Below are 20,249 nucleotides of genomic sequence, written 5' to 3'. Positions count from 1 at the left end.
TATAAGCAGGCTCAGCCTGTATACACAATACATTTTTTGACCAGAAAAAGGGAGGGTTTCTATTCATGACAAGAAATACAGTAAAATCGCATGTGATGTTGATGGTCTTGACTTTACTAATTAGTGTGCTGGCAGGTTGTAGCGGATCAAGCAACAAAACGGCTGATAACAACGAAGGAACTAAACCAACGAATGAAGTTAGTGCCACTGCAGAGGCTACCGCGGAAGCAACTGCACAAGCCGAAGATTTAAGCCCGCTTACACTCTCCTTCTTCGCTGAAGATCCAAATCCGAACTGGAACAATATGAAAGACGACATCAGTAAAGTGATTACAGAGAAAACAGGCGTCACACTCGATGCGGAATTTGCGGTAGGTGATCCACAACAAAAAATCGCCTTAATCGCTGCTGGTGGTGATTATCCGGATATCATCTCTGCCAAAGCTGATATCGGTAAACTTGTAGATGCTGGAGCAGTCATCGATTTAACGGAGTTAATCGACCAGTATGCACCAAATATTAAACGTGTGCTTGGTGACAACCTTGCCCGGGCAAAATACACGAATGAAGACCAATCGATTTATGCCATTCCTACCTGGGCAGCGGTTGATGAGAAGAAATTCGTGGCTGGCGGTGGATTTGAGCTTCAACATCGTGTCTTGAAGGAAGCCGGATACCCTGAAATCAGAACAGTCACCGATTATGAGAATGTAATTAAAGCCTATCTTGAGAAACATCCAACTGATGAGAACGGCAACAAGAACATCGGAGTCTCCCTGAACGCGGATGATTGGCATATGTACATTTCCGTCACTAACCCTGCTGTTGCAACGACAGGCGGTTCGGATGACGGGGAATATTACGTAGATCAACAGACACATGAGGCGATCTACCACTTTCGCCGTCCGGAGGAGAAAGAGTATTTCCGCTGGCTGAATCATATGAATGATATCGGATTGCTAGATAAAGAGAGTTTCGTGCAAAAGTATGACCAGTACAAAGCTAAAGTAGCCACAGGACGTGTGCTTGGCTTGATTGATCAAGATTGGGATTATAATGATGCTCAACAAGCGTTGAAAACGGCAGGAAAGTTCGATCAAACTTATGGTCATTATCCGGTAACATTAACGAAAGAATACAAGGAAACTAGCTTCTGGCCTACCGGCTTCATGGGTGGTTATGGCATCTCGATCTCCAGCACAAATCCGGATCCGATTCGTACAATTAAGTTCCTGGATTTTCTCGCTTCTGACGAAGGACAAATCTTGAATAACTGGGGAATTGAAGGTAAGCATTACGTGGTAGAGAACGGCAAACGGATCGTTCCGACAGATGTACAAGATCGCATCAACAATGACAACACAGCCTTCACCAAGGAAACAGGAATCGGCTTCTACTGGAATATGATGGTTCATTACGGAGACGGCGCTAAGGATGCAAGTGGAAATTATTATACTAAAAACTTCCCGGAACAACTTGTACTTGGGTATAGCGATGTTGAGAAAGAAACTTTAGCTGCCTACAAGGCAACCACTTGGAAGGATCTATTCCCGAAAGAAGAAGAATTCACTGAAAAGGCCTATGGTGCAGCATGGAATATCGCGATTCCAGGTGAAGATGAGGTCACCATTTTAGGTAACAAAATGAGAGATATTACATGGAAACGTATTCCGGAAGCCATTCTTGCCAAACCAGCAGATTTCGATAAAATCTGGGCTGACTACATGGCAGCTCTGGAGAAAGCCGGAGTAGAAAAAATGGAAAAAGGCTACACCAAATATGTGCAGGATCGTGTTGCCTTATGGAGCGCTAAATAATAACACTTTGAGCCGAGCAGATATCCGCTCGGCTCTTTACGTTTTGCACTGCTCAATTCTCCAGAATAAATCACCTCCAAGAATGGCATTATAAGGTAGACGGTGGGTCCGGTTTATTTAGGAGGATGAGGAAAATCAAAACAAATATTACGTTTATTCAATCCATCATGATTATTATGCTGAGTACAGGCCTTCTAAATCATGTCATTATCATCCCCATCCTATTGGACGCGGCAAAGCGTGACGCCTGGATCTCAGTGCTGCTTGCTGGGGCATGTGCGCTAGTTTGGATCTTTATCCTGCACATTAGTACTACCAAAATCAAAAAACAGCATCTTTTCGCTTGGCTGGCTAAAGCTTACCCTCCTATCGTGAGCCGTATTCTTGCGGTAGTCGCTAGTGTATATTTGTTTGTCTTATGCATGATTACAACTAGAGACACTGTATACTGGGTGCATCTGACCTTCTCACCAGAGACACCCATACTGGTCCTTACGTTCGTATTACTTTTGATTTCTGTGATAAATGCTTATTTAGGTATTCACTCCCTCGCGAATACCGCTGCAATTTTGCTGCCTTTTGTTATTATATTGGGGTTTTTTATAATGTTCTCTAATACAACTCATAAAGATTATTCCTTATTAAGACCGATGCTTGAGCACGGTATGCAACCCGTTTGGAAAGGGAGCGTGTACGTAGGAGCAGGTTTTGTTGAGGTCATCATGCTTTTCTTTATGCAACATCACATCAAATCGCGATTGTCATATCTATCGTTTATGATCATGATCCTACTTATCTTAGGTCTAACCATGGGTCCGATAATTGGTGCAATTGTTGAATTTGGTCCGGATGAGGCTGATAAACTCAGATTTCCCGCGTATGAAGAATGGAGATTGCTGACGATTGGACGATACATTGAGCATCTTGATTTTTTTAGCGTTTATCAATGGTTCAGTGGTGCTTTTCTGAGAATTTCTCTAACTATGTTTCTAATTCTCGATATACTCCAAATTCAAAGCAAAAAAGCGAAAATGTTGGTTCTTGGAAGCATATCTTTTGCTATTGTAGTGTTCACAGCCATTCCATTTAGTGACCAATTTTTTCTGAGTATGTTAGCTCACTATGTACTTCCCTTTTCTTTATGGGGGGTACTCGCTTTTTCTGTAATTATTGCAGGGCTGATTAGCTTGGCTCAACGAAAGGGGAAAGCAACATCATGAAAGAGCCTGAGCAAAAGGAATCCAATACGTTCGAGGATGTGTTCACACGAGTATTTGGTTCAAGTTCAGACATAAAGAGACTAACTATCTCTTTGTCTGACTCGGACAATGTCGTTCAACTGGTGTATTGCCAGGGGTTGTGCGATGAAATCAAAGTGGAAGAATATATCATCCCGGAATTAAAAAAGATCCCGGAATCTATTCTCACATCGAATGAACTCGATCTTATGCAAAAGGTTCCGTTTCACATGACCCCCCTTCCATCAAAAGAGATTAATGCTTCAATGATTGATACTGTGCTTAATGGTGATCTTTTCCTTCTTTTTACGCCATCGAATCAATACTATGTTGTGAAATTGGCTGATCCACCTAAACGGCAACCTGAAGAACCCAATACAGAAGTGTCCACAAGAGGGCCTAAGGATGGTTTTACGGAAGAATCATTTACCAATATTGCCCTTATTCGAAAAAGACTTAAGACCGAATTATTGGCTGTTGAACAATTCAGTATTGGAATCCAAACCGCGACTGAAGTTCATCTTTTATATCTCAAGGAGACGATTAAACCTCATGTACTAGATGAGATCAAGTCAAAACTAACCGGCATTCAAATCCAGGGATTGGTGAGTAGCACCCAGCTTGAAGAAAGTCTGACTGGATTTTCGTTTTTTCCATTATTCGCATATACAGGCAGACCTGACTATGCTGCGAATTCACTGCTTCATGGCAAATTTGTGCTCTTGACGAATGGTTCGCCTACTGTGATTATAGCGCCAGTGAGCTTTAGCTTCTTGTTGAATACTTCGGAAGATGCACATATGGTAAACATCTTTGTTGCCTTTACTAGGTTATTAAGAGTCCTAGGGGTTATGCTTTCCCTGTTTTTGCCGGGCTTTTGGATCGCGCTTACTACGTTTCATCAAGATCAAATCCCCTTTACGCTGCTTGCAACGTTAGTAAATTCGAGACAAGGCGTGCCTCTTCCGGCTCCCTTGGAGGCGATTGTGATGCTCATTTTATTTGAGATTTTTCGGGAAGCAGGGATGAGATTACCTACTGCTTATGGCCAGACCTTATCGGTAGTTGGAGGTTTAATTATCGGTCAGGCAGCCATTAGCGCCGGCATTGCAGGTCCAGGTACGATTGTGGTAATAGCCATTTCAGTATTGGCTACCTTTACATTGGTGAACCAGTCATTAGTTAGCGTTGTTAGCTTGCTTCGAATTGCTATTCTCATCATTAGCGGGTTTCTGGGGTTGTTTGGTACGATGACATGTCTGCTTGCACTGATCCTCTTTATGGTCAATTTACGTTCTTTCGGCACCTACTACCTTTCCCCTCTATCCCCGCCTCACTGGAAGGATTTTTATAAAGTTATTTTCAGAATGCCGTGGGGAAAGGGAAAGTTCACGGACAATACGGGAAATAAAGGACGAGATCGATCATGAAATTGATCCGGTGCATGCTTGTTACTGCTCTTCTCTCCATGCTGCTTACAGGTTGTTGGGGATCAAAAGAAATTGAGCATATGATCTATGTGAATACATTAGGCGTCGATTATGTAGATAACAAAGTCGTTGTTTATATTCAAATGGTTAACTTTAGTGGCATTGCGAAAAAAGAGGCCGGGCAGAGCCAAGAACAAAAAACTTTCATAGGGAAAGCAGAAGGAGATTCGTTTGATGCGGCAATATTTAATTTATATGCCACTAGTCCACAAAGAATTATCTGGAGTAATGTGAAAACAATCGTATTTAGTGAAGCAGCGCTAAAGAAGGGTAGCGTCATCAATCAAGTATTGGACGTTTGGGATCGATATTATGAATTTCGATATACCGTTTGGACCATGGCAACCAACGAACCCATGGAAGATGTGCTGAATACCCCGTCGATCGCCGATCTGTCAGTGATCTACTCGCAGCTTAACAGTCCCATGCGAACCTATGAACAGAGCTCGGTTATCGCTCCGTTGTATCTGTACAAGTTTATATGGAAATGGAGAGAGAAAGCCGAAACGGTTCGATTACCTTTTCTTGAAATTGCGCCAGACTGGACGAGTAATAAGAAACCTTCCCCTAACATTAGCATGTCAGGGATCTGCTTTCTGCAAAATGAGCAATTTCGTGGTTGCCTGAAGTCTAAAGAGATATTAGGGGTTCGATGGCTTGAAAAAAAGACGCAACGAACGCCTCTGATAATCAAAGATGACAAAAAAGTACTTGCTGTGATCGTCATGAACAAACTTAAATTCTCTATTCAACCCAAGATGAAGCATGACAAGCCTGTCTTCGATATTAAAGTGTCTATGCAGGGCACTCTTCCGGAATTGAGCGCAAACCTTAATCGAAAAGATATTGAACTGAAAGCGATAAAAGTAATTGAAGATCAGATTAGGGAAACTTACTTGAAAGGTTTAGAAATAAATGCCGATGTATATGGACTTTCAGGCATATTCTATCGTAATCTTCCAAAAGAGTGGAACAAACTGAATGATAAAGGAATCTTACCGCTCGATTCAAGCAGCATCGAAAAAATTGATATCAAGGTGAATCTGACCAGTGGTGGGATATCTAAGATTGAGTAAACTCAGATGAAATGATCAACTAAAGGCTGAAGAACAACTTTTAATTACTAAAAGTTGTTCTTCAGCCTTTTTATTTGAAATGATTAAACGACAGGTTTCGCACGCACAGTATAATTCTTCCTGTATATGTAAATTTCTTCTCAATAGTTATGATTAGTGCCTTTACACCGCTCCCTCAGAAGGAGGAATTCATAGTCACAACGAATAAACAGTATATCAAATTATTTCCAAACTATCGGGAGGGCTAATATGCTGGATGTAAAGGATATTTTACTGCAATTATTGTTTGCCCTAACCCCTTTTGTCCTTTATACCATTTACTATCGTGACAAAGCCGTTAACTATTCAAAACAATTTATCACGATCACCTGCATGATATGTCTTTTTATGTCGATGACCTTTCCTGCTAGTATACAAGATGGAATCATATTCGACATTCGTTACGTGATCATGTTTTTCGGAATGGTGTATGGAGGCATAACTACTGGAGTTTTTCTTATCGTTGAGTTTCTAGTATACCGCCTCCTTATAGGTGGACAGGGACTATTTTCAGCGATAATTATTCTCTCCATCACTTTCTCCTTATCCGCATTGTTATCCAATCTATACCGTCGTCGTTCCGAGTACCGAAAGCTTATTACAATCATTGCAGGGATATGCTTTTCCATTATTCCAATAGGTACTATGTTTGCAACGGAATACCAATACACGATACAGCATTTAAAGTTCAATATCCTGGTTATGCCAGTACAAAATTTCCTCGGAATTTGGATATTGATTTCCCTTTTTAATAAAGCAGTTTCTGATAAGGAATTATATCTCAGGTATCTTCAAAGTGAAAAATCGGAAACGATTGCTCATGTCGCAGCCTCTCTAGCCCATGAAGTCCGTAATCCACTTACAGCGGTTATGGGATTTTTAAAATTAATGAAGGATGATTCGATCACAAGAGAAAAGAGTCAGAAATATATTGAAATTTGCCTTGAAGAGATTAAGCGGACAGAAGTTATTCTTTCTGAATATTTATCGATAGCCAAACCCAATCATTCAATAGTAGAGAAAATTGAACTTGTGCAGCAAATCTGCTCAATTGTAGATATCATAACGCCGTACGCCAATATGAATAACGTTACTTTGGAGATGCACCCCTTGGAGGATAAACTATATGTATCTGCAAATCCTACTGAAATCAAACAACTATTCATAAATTTCATCAAAAACGCGATAGAAGCTTGCACTGTTCATTCAACAGGTATTGTGAGCATCCGTATCGAGCGTCAATCCCAATTCGCAAAAATAATAATAATTGATAATGGGGTTGGTATGAGCAGCGAGCAGATGGATCGACTGGGAAGCATTTATTTTTCAACTAAAAGCAAAGGTACCGGATTGGGACTTACGCTTTCTTATCAACTGATCCGTTCGATGAACGGTGATGTAAATGTACGAAGTAAATCAGGAGAAGGAACTGAATTTATTCTCTCGATTCCATTAACTGACTGAGTACATAGATGCTCCAACGCAACAAAAAAACTCGGCTCAAACTTATCGTTTGAACCGAGCCTATTTAATATTACTTAATTCATAAACTTCAAATATTGCAAAATCTGTTTAATCATCAACGCTGCCTCAGCACGTGTTGCTACGTCTTGCGGTGCAAAAGTTGTTCCTGTTTTCCCTTTTATTAATCCTTTCTCTGCCGCTTCTGTTACCGCTTCGCTAGCATAATCAGAGATTTGGTCCTGATCGGCAAATGATGTGCGCAATTGAGCTTCTGATCTATGATCTCCTTGAACGAGCTGAACAGCGTTCATGATCATCACGACCATTTGCTCTCTTGTAATAATTGTATCCGGGCTGAATTTCCCTTCGCCTATGCCTTGAACCAACCCGAGTTTCGCAGCTATATTCACGTCCTCCGCATACCACGCCGTGGCACTAACGTCTGCAAATACATTCGATAATGACTCCGTAGTTAACCCTATTCCTCTTACCAACAATGCCGCAAATTGTGCACGTGTAACTTGGCCTGCTGGCGCAAACGTCCGATCCGTCATTCCATTAATGATCAGCTTGGAGGCTAAGGTCTCAACATCCTTTTGCGCCCAATGTCCAACCATATCATCGAATGTTTTCTTGTTCTGAACGATGGTGTATATGCCATTTAGTTGACCGAATATTGAGACTTCAGTCTTGCCGTTCTTCATAGTGAACACCGATGGCACGAATCGCAATTGTCCTGTAAGCGGATCGATCATAACTGCGGTTGCAGTCGAAGGATCTTGAATGACACCATTCATATACATAACGCGCGTCACAAAAGAATTCCCCAGATGTTGGATCTCCTCTTCTTTATCATTCGATTTAAGAATGACTTTGAATGCGATGATGTCACTTATCCGCTTAAAGCCTTTTTCTAATTTAGAGTGTTCGAACTTTTGATCCTGCTGTGAAGTCAAATTATCGATTCGAATGACTAAGGTAGCACCCTCAGCTTTAGCAGCCTTCTCCACATCCTCACGATTCAGAATGGAAAGCGGAAGGTCATAAGAACCCAAATGACTTCGTAAGGTGAAAATAGTTTCGCTACTTCCTTTCATACTGTTGTACAGAATTGGAAGAGGGAACTCTACAGCGTTCAAGTCATGCTCTCCTGGAATTTCAAAATGAAGAACCGAACGGTCCTTAGCTGCCATGAGATCAGCTAATTTCTGTGCCAATCGCTTGCTATCAATGACCGCCGTCACCGACGTGTGGCCGTCTTGCGTTGAGATCCGTAGTTCCGTTTCTTTCAGTTCATAGCGATTCGGATTTTCTTTGACTTGTGGCGTAGTTGTGTTTCCACTGCTGTTGTTAGTATTACTATTATCGTTACCGTTGCCATTTCCGTTTTCATTACCAGATTGATTGCTTTGTCCTGTAATGGTTATGGATTTTTCTCCAATTACTCCGGAGCCGTCATTTGCAGTTACAACCACTTTTACGATGCCATCCTTAGCAGCTGTCAGCAAACCATGAACATCAATGGTCGCTTTATCTGTAGCTGTTCGGCTATCAGCTTCGAATACAGCCCATGTTACCGACTTATTCGTAGCATTATCAGGCAGCACGATAGCGCCTAATTGCAGGCTTCCGTTCTTAGCAGTAATCGTAGACACATTACCCACACTAGTGATGTCAATCGTTCCAACATACACTGTTTCAGTACCCGGATCGATAATATCCGTTTGACCACTTATGGTTATAACCATTTCATCATGAACACCAGAGCCATCCGTTGCTGTGGCGACCACCTTCACGGTTCCATCTTTCACAGCCGTGAGCAAACCGGATACATCAATGGTTGCGATATCCGTTTCTGTTATACCATCCACTTCGTATACAGCCCATGTTACTGACTTATTCGTAGCATTAGCAGGTAGCACGGTAGCACCTAGTTTCAAAGTTCCATTCTTAGCAGTAATCGCGGACACATTTCCTGAGCTTGTGATGTTAATCGTTTCAACATTCACAAGCTCAGTGCCTGGATCGATAATGTCCGTTTGACCACTTATGGTAATATTCATTTCATCATGAACACCAGAGCCATCCGTTGCTGTGGCGACCACCTTCACGGTTCCATCTTTCACAGCCGTCAGCAAACCGGAGAGATCAATGTTCGCTTTGTCCGTTGCTGTTGTGCCATCTTCTTCATACACAGCCCATGTTACCGACTTATTAGCATGGGTAGGAAGTACGGTAGCGCCTAATTGGAGCGTTCCGTTCTTAGTCGTAATCACTGATGATTCACTTGTAATCGTGATCGATTGCACCATCTCATGATTGTTGATACTCTCCTCCATCGCTTGCAACGCAGCAGTTAAGTCATTCGCCGCTTGCTGCAATTGCTGCTGCGTAACAGATAAGCTGTCGCGTACTTTCTTCGCTTGATCAATGGCTTTTTGCAATGTTTGTTTTGAACCTTCTGGATACTGGCCATCTTCAGTCCCTTCAATAGCATTGTCGTGCATGCTTTGTGCACTCATGATAAGCACTTCAAGGTCTTGATAGTCTATATCCATTTCATTCTTCACGATGTTAAGCTCTGCCGCGGAAGCCAATCCACCATGACCATCGATAGCATTAAGTCTTAGGTATCTACTAGCGACCGGAGTGAATTCTGCGTTTTTCTCAGTGCTGTCATCATCCCAGCGTCCGCTAGTAACCGGTGTGAAGTTGACTCCATCCAAGCTTGTTAATAACTCATAAGAAGTAATATTTCCGTTTTGTGCCCCATTTTGCCTTGGCAAATACTTTAATTTCGAAATGACGTGTGTATTCCCAAGATTAAGGGTGATCGACTGTGGAAGCGGATTAGACAAATCCCACTTCGTATGCCAGATTGTCGCCGGGTTCCCATCGATGGCTTGCGAAGCATCATTATTATCACCACTTGTCTCTTCACTCGTTGCCGTAGCCGTCATTTGCGATTGCGGGATCAACGACGTATCAATCGGAACTGCGCCGTACACGTCAAATTCCCAAAAACTTGCCCAACCATCGGACATATCCGTCACATGAATTCGTACATACCTTGCGTGCGTATTGAAATAGTCGAACTGCACTTGCTGTGAGCTTGACTTTTCTACTACGGAAGCCCAGTTTACATCGTCTTCTGAAACCTCGATTTGATATCCATACTTTTTATTATCCATTTCCCACTTCACTCGAGTACCCGATAAATCGTAAATCCCCCCTAAATCTACCTTGTACCAATGTCCGACATCTCCGTCGGCCGCGCTCCAACGAGTCGTTTCATTCCCATCGTTACCAGCCGCTTCTGGGTTGTTGCTTTGATAGCTGTCTGCGGTAGCGGGCTTATTAAGCGCAACGTTCTGAGGATCACTAAAGACTTGAATTTCCTTGATCGCTGGTTTCTCTTTTCCACTGCCCCCTGCTAGTGAATCTACGGATACCCGTACATATCTAACCCCAGTTGCCGTATAGTTGTCTGGTCTCATATCTTGACCTGAGGCCGAGCGGCCCGCCATTTGTAACCATTCTTTACCGTTGGAGGAAACCTCTATTCTATAGGTGTAATAGATGTTATCCCTTCCCCAAAGGATTTTGCTGCCTGTTAAATTGTAGGAGGCACCTAGGTCCACTTGCCACCATCCAGGGGCATTGCTACTAGCCTCCCACCATGTGGCATTGATTCCGTCGTTTGCATGGATAGGCTCATTGCCAGTTACCGAACTGCTTGCGCTGACGGATTTATTCAATGCGACATTTACCAACTCTGGGCGCTGAGTCGCCTGATTTTGAAACGGAGCTACGCCAAACACTTTTAACTCGTTGAAACTAGCCTGACCGGTTTGCACACCCGTTAACGTTACGCGTACATACCGAGCATTAGCAACAAGCTTATCCCTCTGCTGTGCTGTTGCTATCGTATTTTTGGTTTTATCCAAAATGGTCGTCCAGTTCCCCTGATCTTCGGATACATCAATTTTGTACTGATTATAGGAGCTACTATTCGCCCAAACGATTTCAGATCCCGTAATGTTATAGGCTTCTCCTAAATCTACTTCCCACCATTGATCTGAATTGCTGTTTGTAGCTGTCCATCCAGTAGTGTCATCTCCATCATTTCCGTTCGTTCCTGGATTTTCGCTTTGCTCGCTGCTTGTTCTAACGGTTTTGTTTAAGGCAACATTCTCACCTTCAAACCAGTTGTCTCCTCCATCACTTCCACCGGGAACAAACATACTTTGATTTGGAACACTGGTAATTTCAGCACTTCCCGACAGCAATCCGCTCGCTGAGGCCGTTAATTTTAAAGTGCCATCCACAAGAGAAGATTTCACAAGCGCAGCGGCAACGCCACCTTCCACGGCAACCGGATTGGCAAAGGTTCGTGTCTCACCATTTCCGATGAGCCCTCCTGGGCCACTCAAGTTTAAAGAAACTGAAACATCATTTGTCGGAACTATATTGTTGTTAGCGTCCCGCACCGTAATATAAGCCATTACCAGATCGGAGCCGTCTGCAACAAGTTCCTTCCCCTTCTTATCGTACTCAACCGCCAAATGATCCGCCTGTCCCGGCGTATTCACGGTATGAGAAGCGACGACCTCACCGTCAATCAGTCCATCAGCCCGCAACGTACCTGCTGACCAAGGAACATTGTTGAAAGTAAATGTCGGATGGGCGACATACTTTAATCCGCTGTCAGGACTACGGGTATCAATCAGTTTATTATTCAAATAAAGTTTAATTTGCTGCGTATTGCTAGTTACTGTAACATTCCTAGATGAAGATGGTGTCCAATAATTAGCGATATAAACCATCGGTCCAGAGTCGATACCACTTAGCTTCACATCAGGATTACGCTGACTTTGGAAGAAATAATAATTAAATTTCGGATAACGATCCAGATCCACTAGGCCTGAATATGCCGGGTCAGAATCCATACCCCGGTTGTTGTCGCTAAAGCTCCAAACTGAATGTCCGGCTATACGTGGATTGGCATTGAGGCCCGCCCAGTCGAAGTATCCTTCACCATTTAGCGCCTTTTGACGCATGATGATGGAGTTGAGCATGTCGGTTTCGCCCACTTTGCGGACTGATCGATATCCCGTAGGACTTGTTGCGCTTTCCGACCAATCATCTCCCCATTCCCTCGTAAAGAGTGGTTTGAATGCTGTATCTAATTCTTTGTAGTTCACATCATAAACTTCTTTTCCGAAGAATCCGTATTCTGCAGATGTGTATGTCTGATCTCCTGGATATTCTTCATGGGTAGCATTATGAGCGTTTTGTGCATACTCAAGCGAGTAGAACGTTTCATTCAAGCTGGATTCCCACATAATAATACTCGGATGGTTTCGATCACGGCGTACCATATCCCGTATGGCTTGATAAGAACGCTCTTGGAAGACAGAATCTCCGAAGAACTGCCAGCCTGGCGTTGGGGCGATGACAGTCAATCCAAGCTCGTCTGCCGCATCCAGGAACGCAGGATCCTGTGGATAATGACCCGTACGCACATTATTGAAACCGCCTTCTCGAAGCTGCATAGCGTCTCTGTACTGTCCAGAGTTAGGCATTGCATTACCGACATACAAATACTCTTGGTGGCGATTTGCGCCATTTAACATTAATTTTTCACCATTGATAAGAAAACCTTGATCAGGTGTAAATTGAATGTGACGAATCCCGATACGGGTCTTATAGCTATCAACATAAGCAGCTCCATCATTCACAGCGGTATACACCGTATACAGATTAGGATGGTCAGGATGCCAAAGCTGTGGTTTGGATATCGTCGTCGATTGGACAAATGTATGATCGCTTCCCGCTCCTATTTTCTGTGGATCACTCACCATTGTGGCAACCACTTGATTATTGCTGTCTACAATCGTGGTTTTTACACTGGTGTTCTTAGCGCTCGTGTATTCATTGATGATATTTGTCTTCACCTGCACCGTCGCTTCCTCTTTGCTCACCTCTGGGTAAGTAACAAAGATGCCACCGTCCGCCACCTTATTTGCGTATATAGCATCGGAAACGTGTAAATTGTCCATGACATGCAGTTTAACATCTCGATAAAGTCCGCCGAAATATTGAAAGTCCAAACCGCTTTGCGGCTTGCCAGGTGGCGTTTGTGGGTCATCTCTGTTATCAAGCTTGACTGTAATGACGTTCGTTGCCCCCTCTAATTGAACATATTTCGTGATGTCGAATGTAAACGGGGTGTAGCCTCCGTGATGGACACCTAGATAAGTGCCGTTTATCCACACTTCAGCGTTGATCATCGCACCTTCGAATTCTATAAATAGCTTCTTGCCGCTGTAAGAATTGTCGAGTGTGAAATGTCTTCGATACGTTGCAAAGCCTTGGTAACTTTGATTAGAGCCGCCGCTAATCTTTGGCTCCAGACGCACGCTATGAGGCAGATTGACTCCCTCCCAGGTGCTATCGTCAAAACTTGCCACTTGGGCTCCGCTTACATCTTCACGTTTGAATAACCAACCCGTGTTGAAATTTAATTCCTCACGGTTCGTTGGATCAGTTGACGGGTTCTCATCATTTTGACCAGTGATGATAATAATTTTTTCACCGAAGAGAGAAGAATCATTCGTCGCCGTTGCAACAACTTTTACATTTCCATCCTTCGCAGCCGTCAACACACCAGCTGGATTGATTACCGCTTTATTTGTTGCAGTGCCATCCACTTCAAAGACACTCCAAGTCACTGGCTGATCAACCGGGAGTACGACTGCCCCTAAAGAAAGACTTCCGCCTTTAACGTTAATCCGGTTAGTTGTGCTTGTGATGGTGATAGATTTGGCATTCGAATCATTAATTTTGAGCGATTCAAAGGTTTGTAGCGCGGTATTCAAGGTATCGTAAGCCTTTTGTAACTGCTGTGATGTGATTGAAGTGCTATTAATGACTTGTTGTGCTGTTTTAATGGCCGCCTGTAGCGTTTGTTTCGAACCAGCCGGATATTGCCCTATGCTGCTTCCTTCAACGGCGCCATCATGCTTGCTTTGTGCATTCGCTATAAGCTTAACTAATTCCTGATACCCTACGTCACTAGCATCTTTGCTAACATGGAGCTCTGCCACAGATGCATAGCCTCCATGACCTTCAGTAGCAGTAAGCTTCAGGTATCTGCTTGTAATCGGAGCGAATGTTGCAATTTTCTCATTGCTGTCATCACTCCAGCTTCCGCTTGTAAACCGTGTAAATGATATTCCGTCCAAGCTTGTTAATAGCTCATAAGATGTAATATTTCCGTTTTGTGCCCCATTTTGTCTTGGCAAGTACCTTAGTTTAGATATCATTCTTGGTTTCCCAAGATCTAAAGTTATCGATTGTGGCAACTCCGCAATAGGTTCCCATTCTGTATGCCAGATGGTTGAGGGATCTCCGTCAATGGCATTTCCCGCTTCTTCTCCGCTGTGATGACTGGTAGCTTTCGCTGTCATTTCACTTTGCGGAATCTCAATAGCTTCTGAATCGTCAGGTGTATAATCATTCGTTCGCGTAACAACAAACCCTTGAGCCCCATCCACGGAGTCCTTGCCAGGAATCATGCGATTGAAGTTGATTTTTTTATCAACATCGCTTTCTTTGAAGCTGTTTCCCGCTATGGTAACATCCTTGGATGCATCCAAAGCAAGGTCAAAACCACCCTGATTCGCGGTATTGTTCGTAAACGTAAAGCCGTCTACACTCTTTGCATAAATCTCAGAGTTTCCGTCCGGTTTATTAAACTGGTTACCGTCAATCACGATATGACTGTGTACAGTCTTATCGGGATTCGTCAGAGACGTGCTCGGCTCAACGCTAATCACCGCATTCCCGTTATTATTAAACGTATTGTTGCGGATCAAGACATCCTTCACCATGCCAGATTCGTACCAGCTACTCGCATCATCAGCGATCAGAATCGCACTCATCTGCATACCATTAAAGGTGTTATTCTCGATACGAACAGGACCACGCGTTGTCACGAGGATGCCTCTGGTCGGAATCGTTTCAAACTTTGAATTTGTAATGGTAACCTTCGGTGTCCATGTAGCATTTTCCACCACATAGTCATTCTCAGTTATCGACGAAGGTACCGTCTTATCTAGAGTAAGGAGAATTTGAGTATCATTAATACGTGTTACGTTGGTGACCACAGCACTTTCCTTAGAAAGCAAAGTAGATTTATTGATGTACTCCATCGTATCCCCGACGGCAAATGCATCAAAGCCCCAGCTCTCCGGATGCATAAATTGGACCTTCACCTGATTGGATGCCGGAATCTGTACAATCTGCAGATGTGTACCATGAATATTAATGGCATCATCTTGTGCTCCAGCAAAATAGGAGTTCAACACCTGAATATCGCCTTTGCTTCCCGAAACTTGTAGGAAATCCGCCATCGATGCGTTTGTCCGTCCACTTCCTGCCTTAGGCGCAAAGCTCATCTTATCGATCGCTACATTCTCACTATATTGACTGACAATTCCAAGCCCCGGAGCAGCATAGAAATTGACATCCGACCAAACAATATCTTTGCTTCGATAGATCAATGCACCCTGTTCTCTTCTTGCTGTATCCCGTAGTTGGAAGGTGTTACCCACCGTCACATTCGGGCTCTTAGAGAAATTAAATTGCACCTCGCGTTTACCGAGATCCTTCGCACTTGTTGAGCCGTCCAGAGGATTATCTACTCTCCTGGTTTGTTTGGTGAGGGGATTATACTCTTGCACCGCACGTACATTTTGAGTCCCGTACTCAGTCCAGTTCTCTTCTCCGAACCATACTAATTGATTATTCTGAATAGAGTACCATGAGTCCTGATGTATGCTCGCTTTCATGAAGTTATTGCCCACTTCAGTAACGGTCATCTCCGACACTACAGGACGGTTAAAATCAATATTGATTCCGTTCACCTTGATATTGGTCGCATGGTCAAATACGATGGGTGTCATTACTCCATGGAACAACAAGGTCGAGCCATTCCCTCGAATGGTAAGGTCATCGATATCTTTGAATAGAAGACCTACTTTTCGAGTGCTGCTTGGTGTCTGCTGAATAGTCGATGTATTTGAAATAAAATATCGCACTTGATTGGCGGTTGATGCTTTAAAGTGGTAAGTTTCTGTCGGGAAGTCTAGAATAACTGGCTTCTGTGCCGTCTTGGCGGCCTCAATTGCAGCACTAACTGCATCCCCTGCGTCTTCCCCTTTATAATTCAAGGTGATTACACTATAGTCAACTCCGTTAATTGTTTCTTTCGTTTGTTTATAATAATCCTCGGATTTATTCACGCCCTTAACTACACGAGACTGAATATCCGCACGGTCGATTGAAATAAAGGTGTTACTTGCATTGGCATTCTTCTGATCTGTAACCCGGATATTGAGCACATGCTCCTGATTCAACATCTCCGAGCTTTCAAAAAGAAGCTGTTGATCTAAACGCGAAGAGGCGTAAGTATCAACCAGTTGTTCAGGACCATCGTCGATGGAAAACGCAACAATCCCCTGATTATCGTTCTTAGCTCCATACAATTGCACCTTTGAGCCAGTAAAACGCAAAAGTGCGTATGAACCCGCCTTGTTAGAGTAGTGGTTGTCACGACTGAATGCCCCTCCTTCGGAAGTAGTATAGTCCCAACCTGAACTGTATACAAACTGATCACTTCCTGATCCAGTTGCATTGTCGTTCACGGTTCTATCTAACGAAAATGCAAACTTCTGATTATTTCCTGTTCCGGCTTTATTTTGCACGAATTGTTCACCGTTTGATAAACGGTTATCGGGCATTTCAATGACTTTGCCACTAGCCCGGTTTTTCAATTGAAAGTAACCATCACCTACATCTACGACAGACCATTCATCTTTGTAGTTCGTATCACCGATGAAAGTGGCTTGAATAATTCCCGCACCATCTGCTGTTGAAGCATTCTCTACAGCCAATGCTTTTGAACTGCTCATTGAAATTATTTTGTAATAGCCTGGATCTGTCTTCATAAACATCCATTGCTGATTCCAGCCTGAACCTGCAGTCCATTGTATGATTGCGGCCCCGTCTGCTTTTGAATCTTCATTTACGTCCATACGAAGATTGCTGTGTTGAACCGTTAGATTGAACTTCTGCTGATCATATAAATCTCTTACAGGATCTATTTTCAATAATTGCTCATCTGAATCTGTTATTGAAGTTTGGATCAGCTGTGCCCCATTCTCTGTGTTGCCTGATGCCGTAAGTGCTTTATCGCTATTGCGATTAACCAACTGATAATAACCGTTCCCTTTATCTACGAGTAGCCATTCATCATTATATGATTTGTCTGATGTATAGGTTTGCTGTACGAGCTTCGCACCATCATCCTTTGACGAATCTAATACGGCAATCACTTTTTTACTCGTGTTATTAGTAATTTTGTAGTAGCCATCACTTACACTTTCTAAATACCACTGCTGACTGCTAGATAACGATTCTGGCATTTGAATAACTGCTGCTTGCTCTTGCTCCGATGCCCCTTCAATGTCCAGTAAATGACCGCTGTTCTTCATTGTCATCTTATACATTTGTCCGTCTTGAAGAGGAATTGAAATAATCGAGTAAACGTCTCCAACTTGTGTGTCGAAGGAAATTTGATTGTTATTATCTACAGAATAGTTTACCTTCTGTCCAACCTGATTCAGGACACTTGCACCTGCTATGTTTGGATAGGCAATCACTGCACGATTACCTTTATTCGATTTGACGCTGATATTTGAAGCTCTTGAATGGTTCCAATTCACACTGACCTCAAATCCCCCGCGGGCAACCAAGCCTGAATAACTTCCTTTCGGCCATGAAGCTGGGAGCGCTGGCAAAACATCAATATTGTCCAAATGACTTTGTAGCAGCATTTCAGACATGCCGGACGTAGCTCCGAAATTGCCATCGATTTGGAATGGCGGATGTGTATCGAATAAGTTGTTTAATGTACTTCCAGTAAGCTGACCCTCTAGAATCGTATGTGCATGTGTGCCATCTTGCGCACGAGCCCACATGTTAATTTTGTTAGCTTTGCTCCACCCGGTACCCTCGTCTCCGCGATGCTGTAATGACACTCTGGCAGCTTCCATAAGCTCAGGTGTATTTTTGTTAATTTGCTTGCCTGGATATAAGGCAACTAGTTGGGACAAATGCCGATGCTTGTTATTGGGATCGTCGATGTCCTCTTTCCATTCTTGAATTTGACCGTACTTTCCTATTTTGATTGGAGACACCTGATTTAATTTACTTTGTACTTCCTCACGAAAATCGGAATCGACAGCTAATGTTGTACTTGCCTCCAAGTAGTTAGTAAATAAATCTTGTACAAGCTGTTGATCATAGGCACATCCTGTACTGATCGTACCTTGCTCTGGTGAGTAACATGGTGTGGATACCAATGTCCCATCCGTATCTTCTACTAAATACTGGGTCCAAAATCGCGTCGTTTCCTTCAAAATTGGATAAACTCGTGACTTCAGTAGATCAATATCTCCAGAAAATTTATAACTCTCCCAAATATTATTTGCTATAAAAGCATTGGATGCCGGCGACCAGCCCCAATCAAAATCCCATCCAGGTGCAGTATATCCGAATGGATTATTCGCTACTCCAACCGACCACGCGCCAGAAATGCCATAATACTTCTCAGAAGAAACTCGCCCTGGAGTACGAAGCGAATCTATGTAATCAATCAGTGGTGTCATCGTCTCCGAGAGATTCGTTACCATCGCTGGCCAATAGTTCATTTGAATATTGATATTAAAATGATGGTCGCTGCTCCAAGGCGCTCTATTAGAATTATTCCACACGCCCTGTAAGTTGGCCGGTAGTGAACCGGGACGAGAAGATGAAATCAACAAATATCGGCCATATTGATAAAATAAAACCTCAAGTGCTTTACTTTTCGTTCCTGCATAGGTGGCTAAGAGCTCGTCTGTCGGAATCGTAGGCTTAGACTCTCCCAAGTCTAATTTCACACGATCAAATAATGACTTATAATCTTTCTTATGATTCTCAAGTAATGTTTCGTAAGATTTACTCTCAGCGGCATCTAATATCGCCACTTCCTCATTATGCGGATCAGTTCCTCTATAAGTTGGATAGCTGTTGGCATAGTTGGTGCCTAATGACGTAAGAATAGTTAGCGAATCTACATTCACTGCATGGATCATTCCGTTACCTGGTGTTATATTTCCACCTTGATTTAGGACGCGGAAGTTACCTTCATATAGCATATTGTTGTCTAGTACATTACCCCTAATATTAATGTTGTTGCCATTCGCCGTGACGGTCCCTCCCTGAGCACTTGTCGGGCGTACATCCAAGGACAGCTTACCCGGCTGATTGGCTGTCAGGCGAGTAACCATTACTTTATCTGGATAACTGACAAAGTATTCTCGTGTATACTCTACTCCATCCAGCGTGTATTTAACTCGAGATATCGCGTCTTCAAGATCAAGCTCCCGGCGATAATTCTCTACATTGGTTGTTGAGGACTTCTCAAAGTCCAGGTACAAGTCACCAAAGGTTAGATAACTTCCTAATCCTTCATTCAAGCCTGTAAGATTCTCATCCGCTTCTTTGTGAGCACCATCGATATCCCCCGCGCGGAGTTTAGCTCGGACACTCTCTAAATGATCTGCACCACCCTCGCGATTACCGAATGTATACGGGTTAGACGTTGTTGGTTCATCCGTGGAAGGCCAAGTATATACAAAAGAAGAACCTGGACCACCAGACCACAACGTTTTTTCATTTAACTGAATGCGTTCTTGCTCGATGCCACCGAAGATCATCCCTCCCATAAGGCCATTGCCAATTGGAAGCGCATCAGTTTCCCAATTTATCGCCGGTTGTCGGTACCATAGGGACAATTTATTCTCCGGAGCATCAGACATTCTATTGATTGCGCTTACAGGTTCTGCTTTAGCTATGGGAACTGATATAGGATTCTGAATAATTAAGCTCAATGATAAAGCGCTTACAGTCAAATGTTTAGCTAAAGGTTTGATTTTAATCAAGATCATTCACTCCTCCTTATAACTAGTTGATAATCATTGTGCTCGGTTCACAGTTCAGTGTGAGCCGAGCACA

Annotated in this window: 6 protein-coding genes; 5 read left to right on the top strand and 1 reads right to left on the bottom strand. The window is 43.1% G+C overall.

From position 1 onward, the window contains the following. Positions 1-65: 65 nt before the first annotated feature. From NSS87_RS14955 to NSS87_RS14935, 5 genes are all read left to right on the top strand, one after another. Positions 66-1,817: an ABC transporter substrate-binding protein gene (locus NSS87_RS14955; RefSeq protein ID WP_339248183.1), complete on the top strand. Its 1,752-nt coding sequence runs from the start codon at positions 66-68 to the stop codon at positions 1,815-1,817. A gap of 125 nt (positions 1,818-1,942) precedes the next feature. Next, positions 1,943-3,037 carry an endospore germination permease gene (locus NSS87_RS14950; RefSeq protein ID WP_339248180.1) on the top strand — a complete coding sequence of 365 codons (1,095 nt, stop codon included), beginning with the start codon at positions 1,943-1,945 and terminating at the stop codon, positions 3,035-3,037. After that, complete coding sequence (locus NSS87_RS14945; RefSeq protein ID WP_339248177.1) at positions 3,034-4,485, top strand: spore germination protein; 1,452 nt, start codon at positions 3,034-3,036, stop codon at positions 4,483-4,485. The genes NSS87_RS14950 and NSS87_RS14945 overlap by 4 nt, the downstream gene beginning before the upstream one ends. Beyond that, complete coding sequence (locus tag NSS87_RS14940) at positions 4,482-5,621, top strand: Ger(x)C family spore germination protein (RefSeq protein ID WP_339248174.1); 1,140 nt, start codon at positions 4,482-4,484, stop codon at positions 5,619-5,621. The genes NSS87_RS14945 and NSS87_RS14940 overlap by 4 nt, the downstream gene beginning before the upstream one ends. Positions 5,622-5,870: 249 nt before the next feature. Then, positions 5,871-7,124 carry a HAMP domain-containing sensor histidine kinase gene (locus tag NSS87_RS14935; RefSeq protein WP_339248172.1) on the top strand — a complete coding sequence of 418 codons (1,254 nt, stop codon included), beginning with the start codon at positions 5,871-5,873 and terminating at the stop codon, positions 7,122-7,124. A 74-nt stretch (positions 7,125-7,198) separates the two neighbouring features. Here the strand turns inward: NSS87_RS14935 and NSS87_RS14930 are convergent, their stop codons facing one another. Further along, entirely contained in the window at positions 7,199-20,182 is a 12,984-nt protein-coding gene (locus NSS87_RS14930; protein ID WP_339248170.1) for a discoidin domain-containing protein, read from the bottom strand. Positions 20,183-20,249 lie beyond the last annotated feature (67 nt).

It is taken from the genome of Paenibacillus sp. FSL F4-0243, assembly GCF_037963295.1.
GTDB lineage: Bacteria > Bacillota > Bacilli > Paenibacillales > Paenibacillaceae > Paenibacillus_AQ.
The sequence above is the reverse complement of the archived record's forward strand: the minus strand, read 5'-3'. Positions and strand labels throughout refer to the sequence as shown.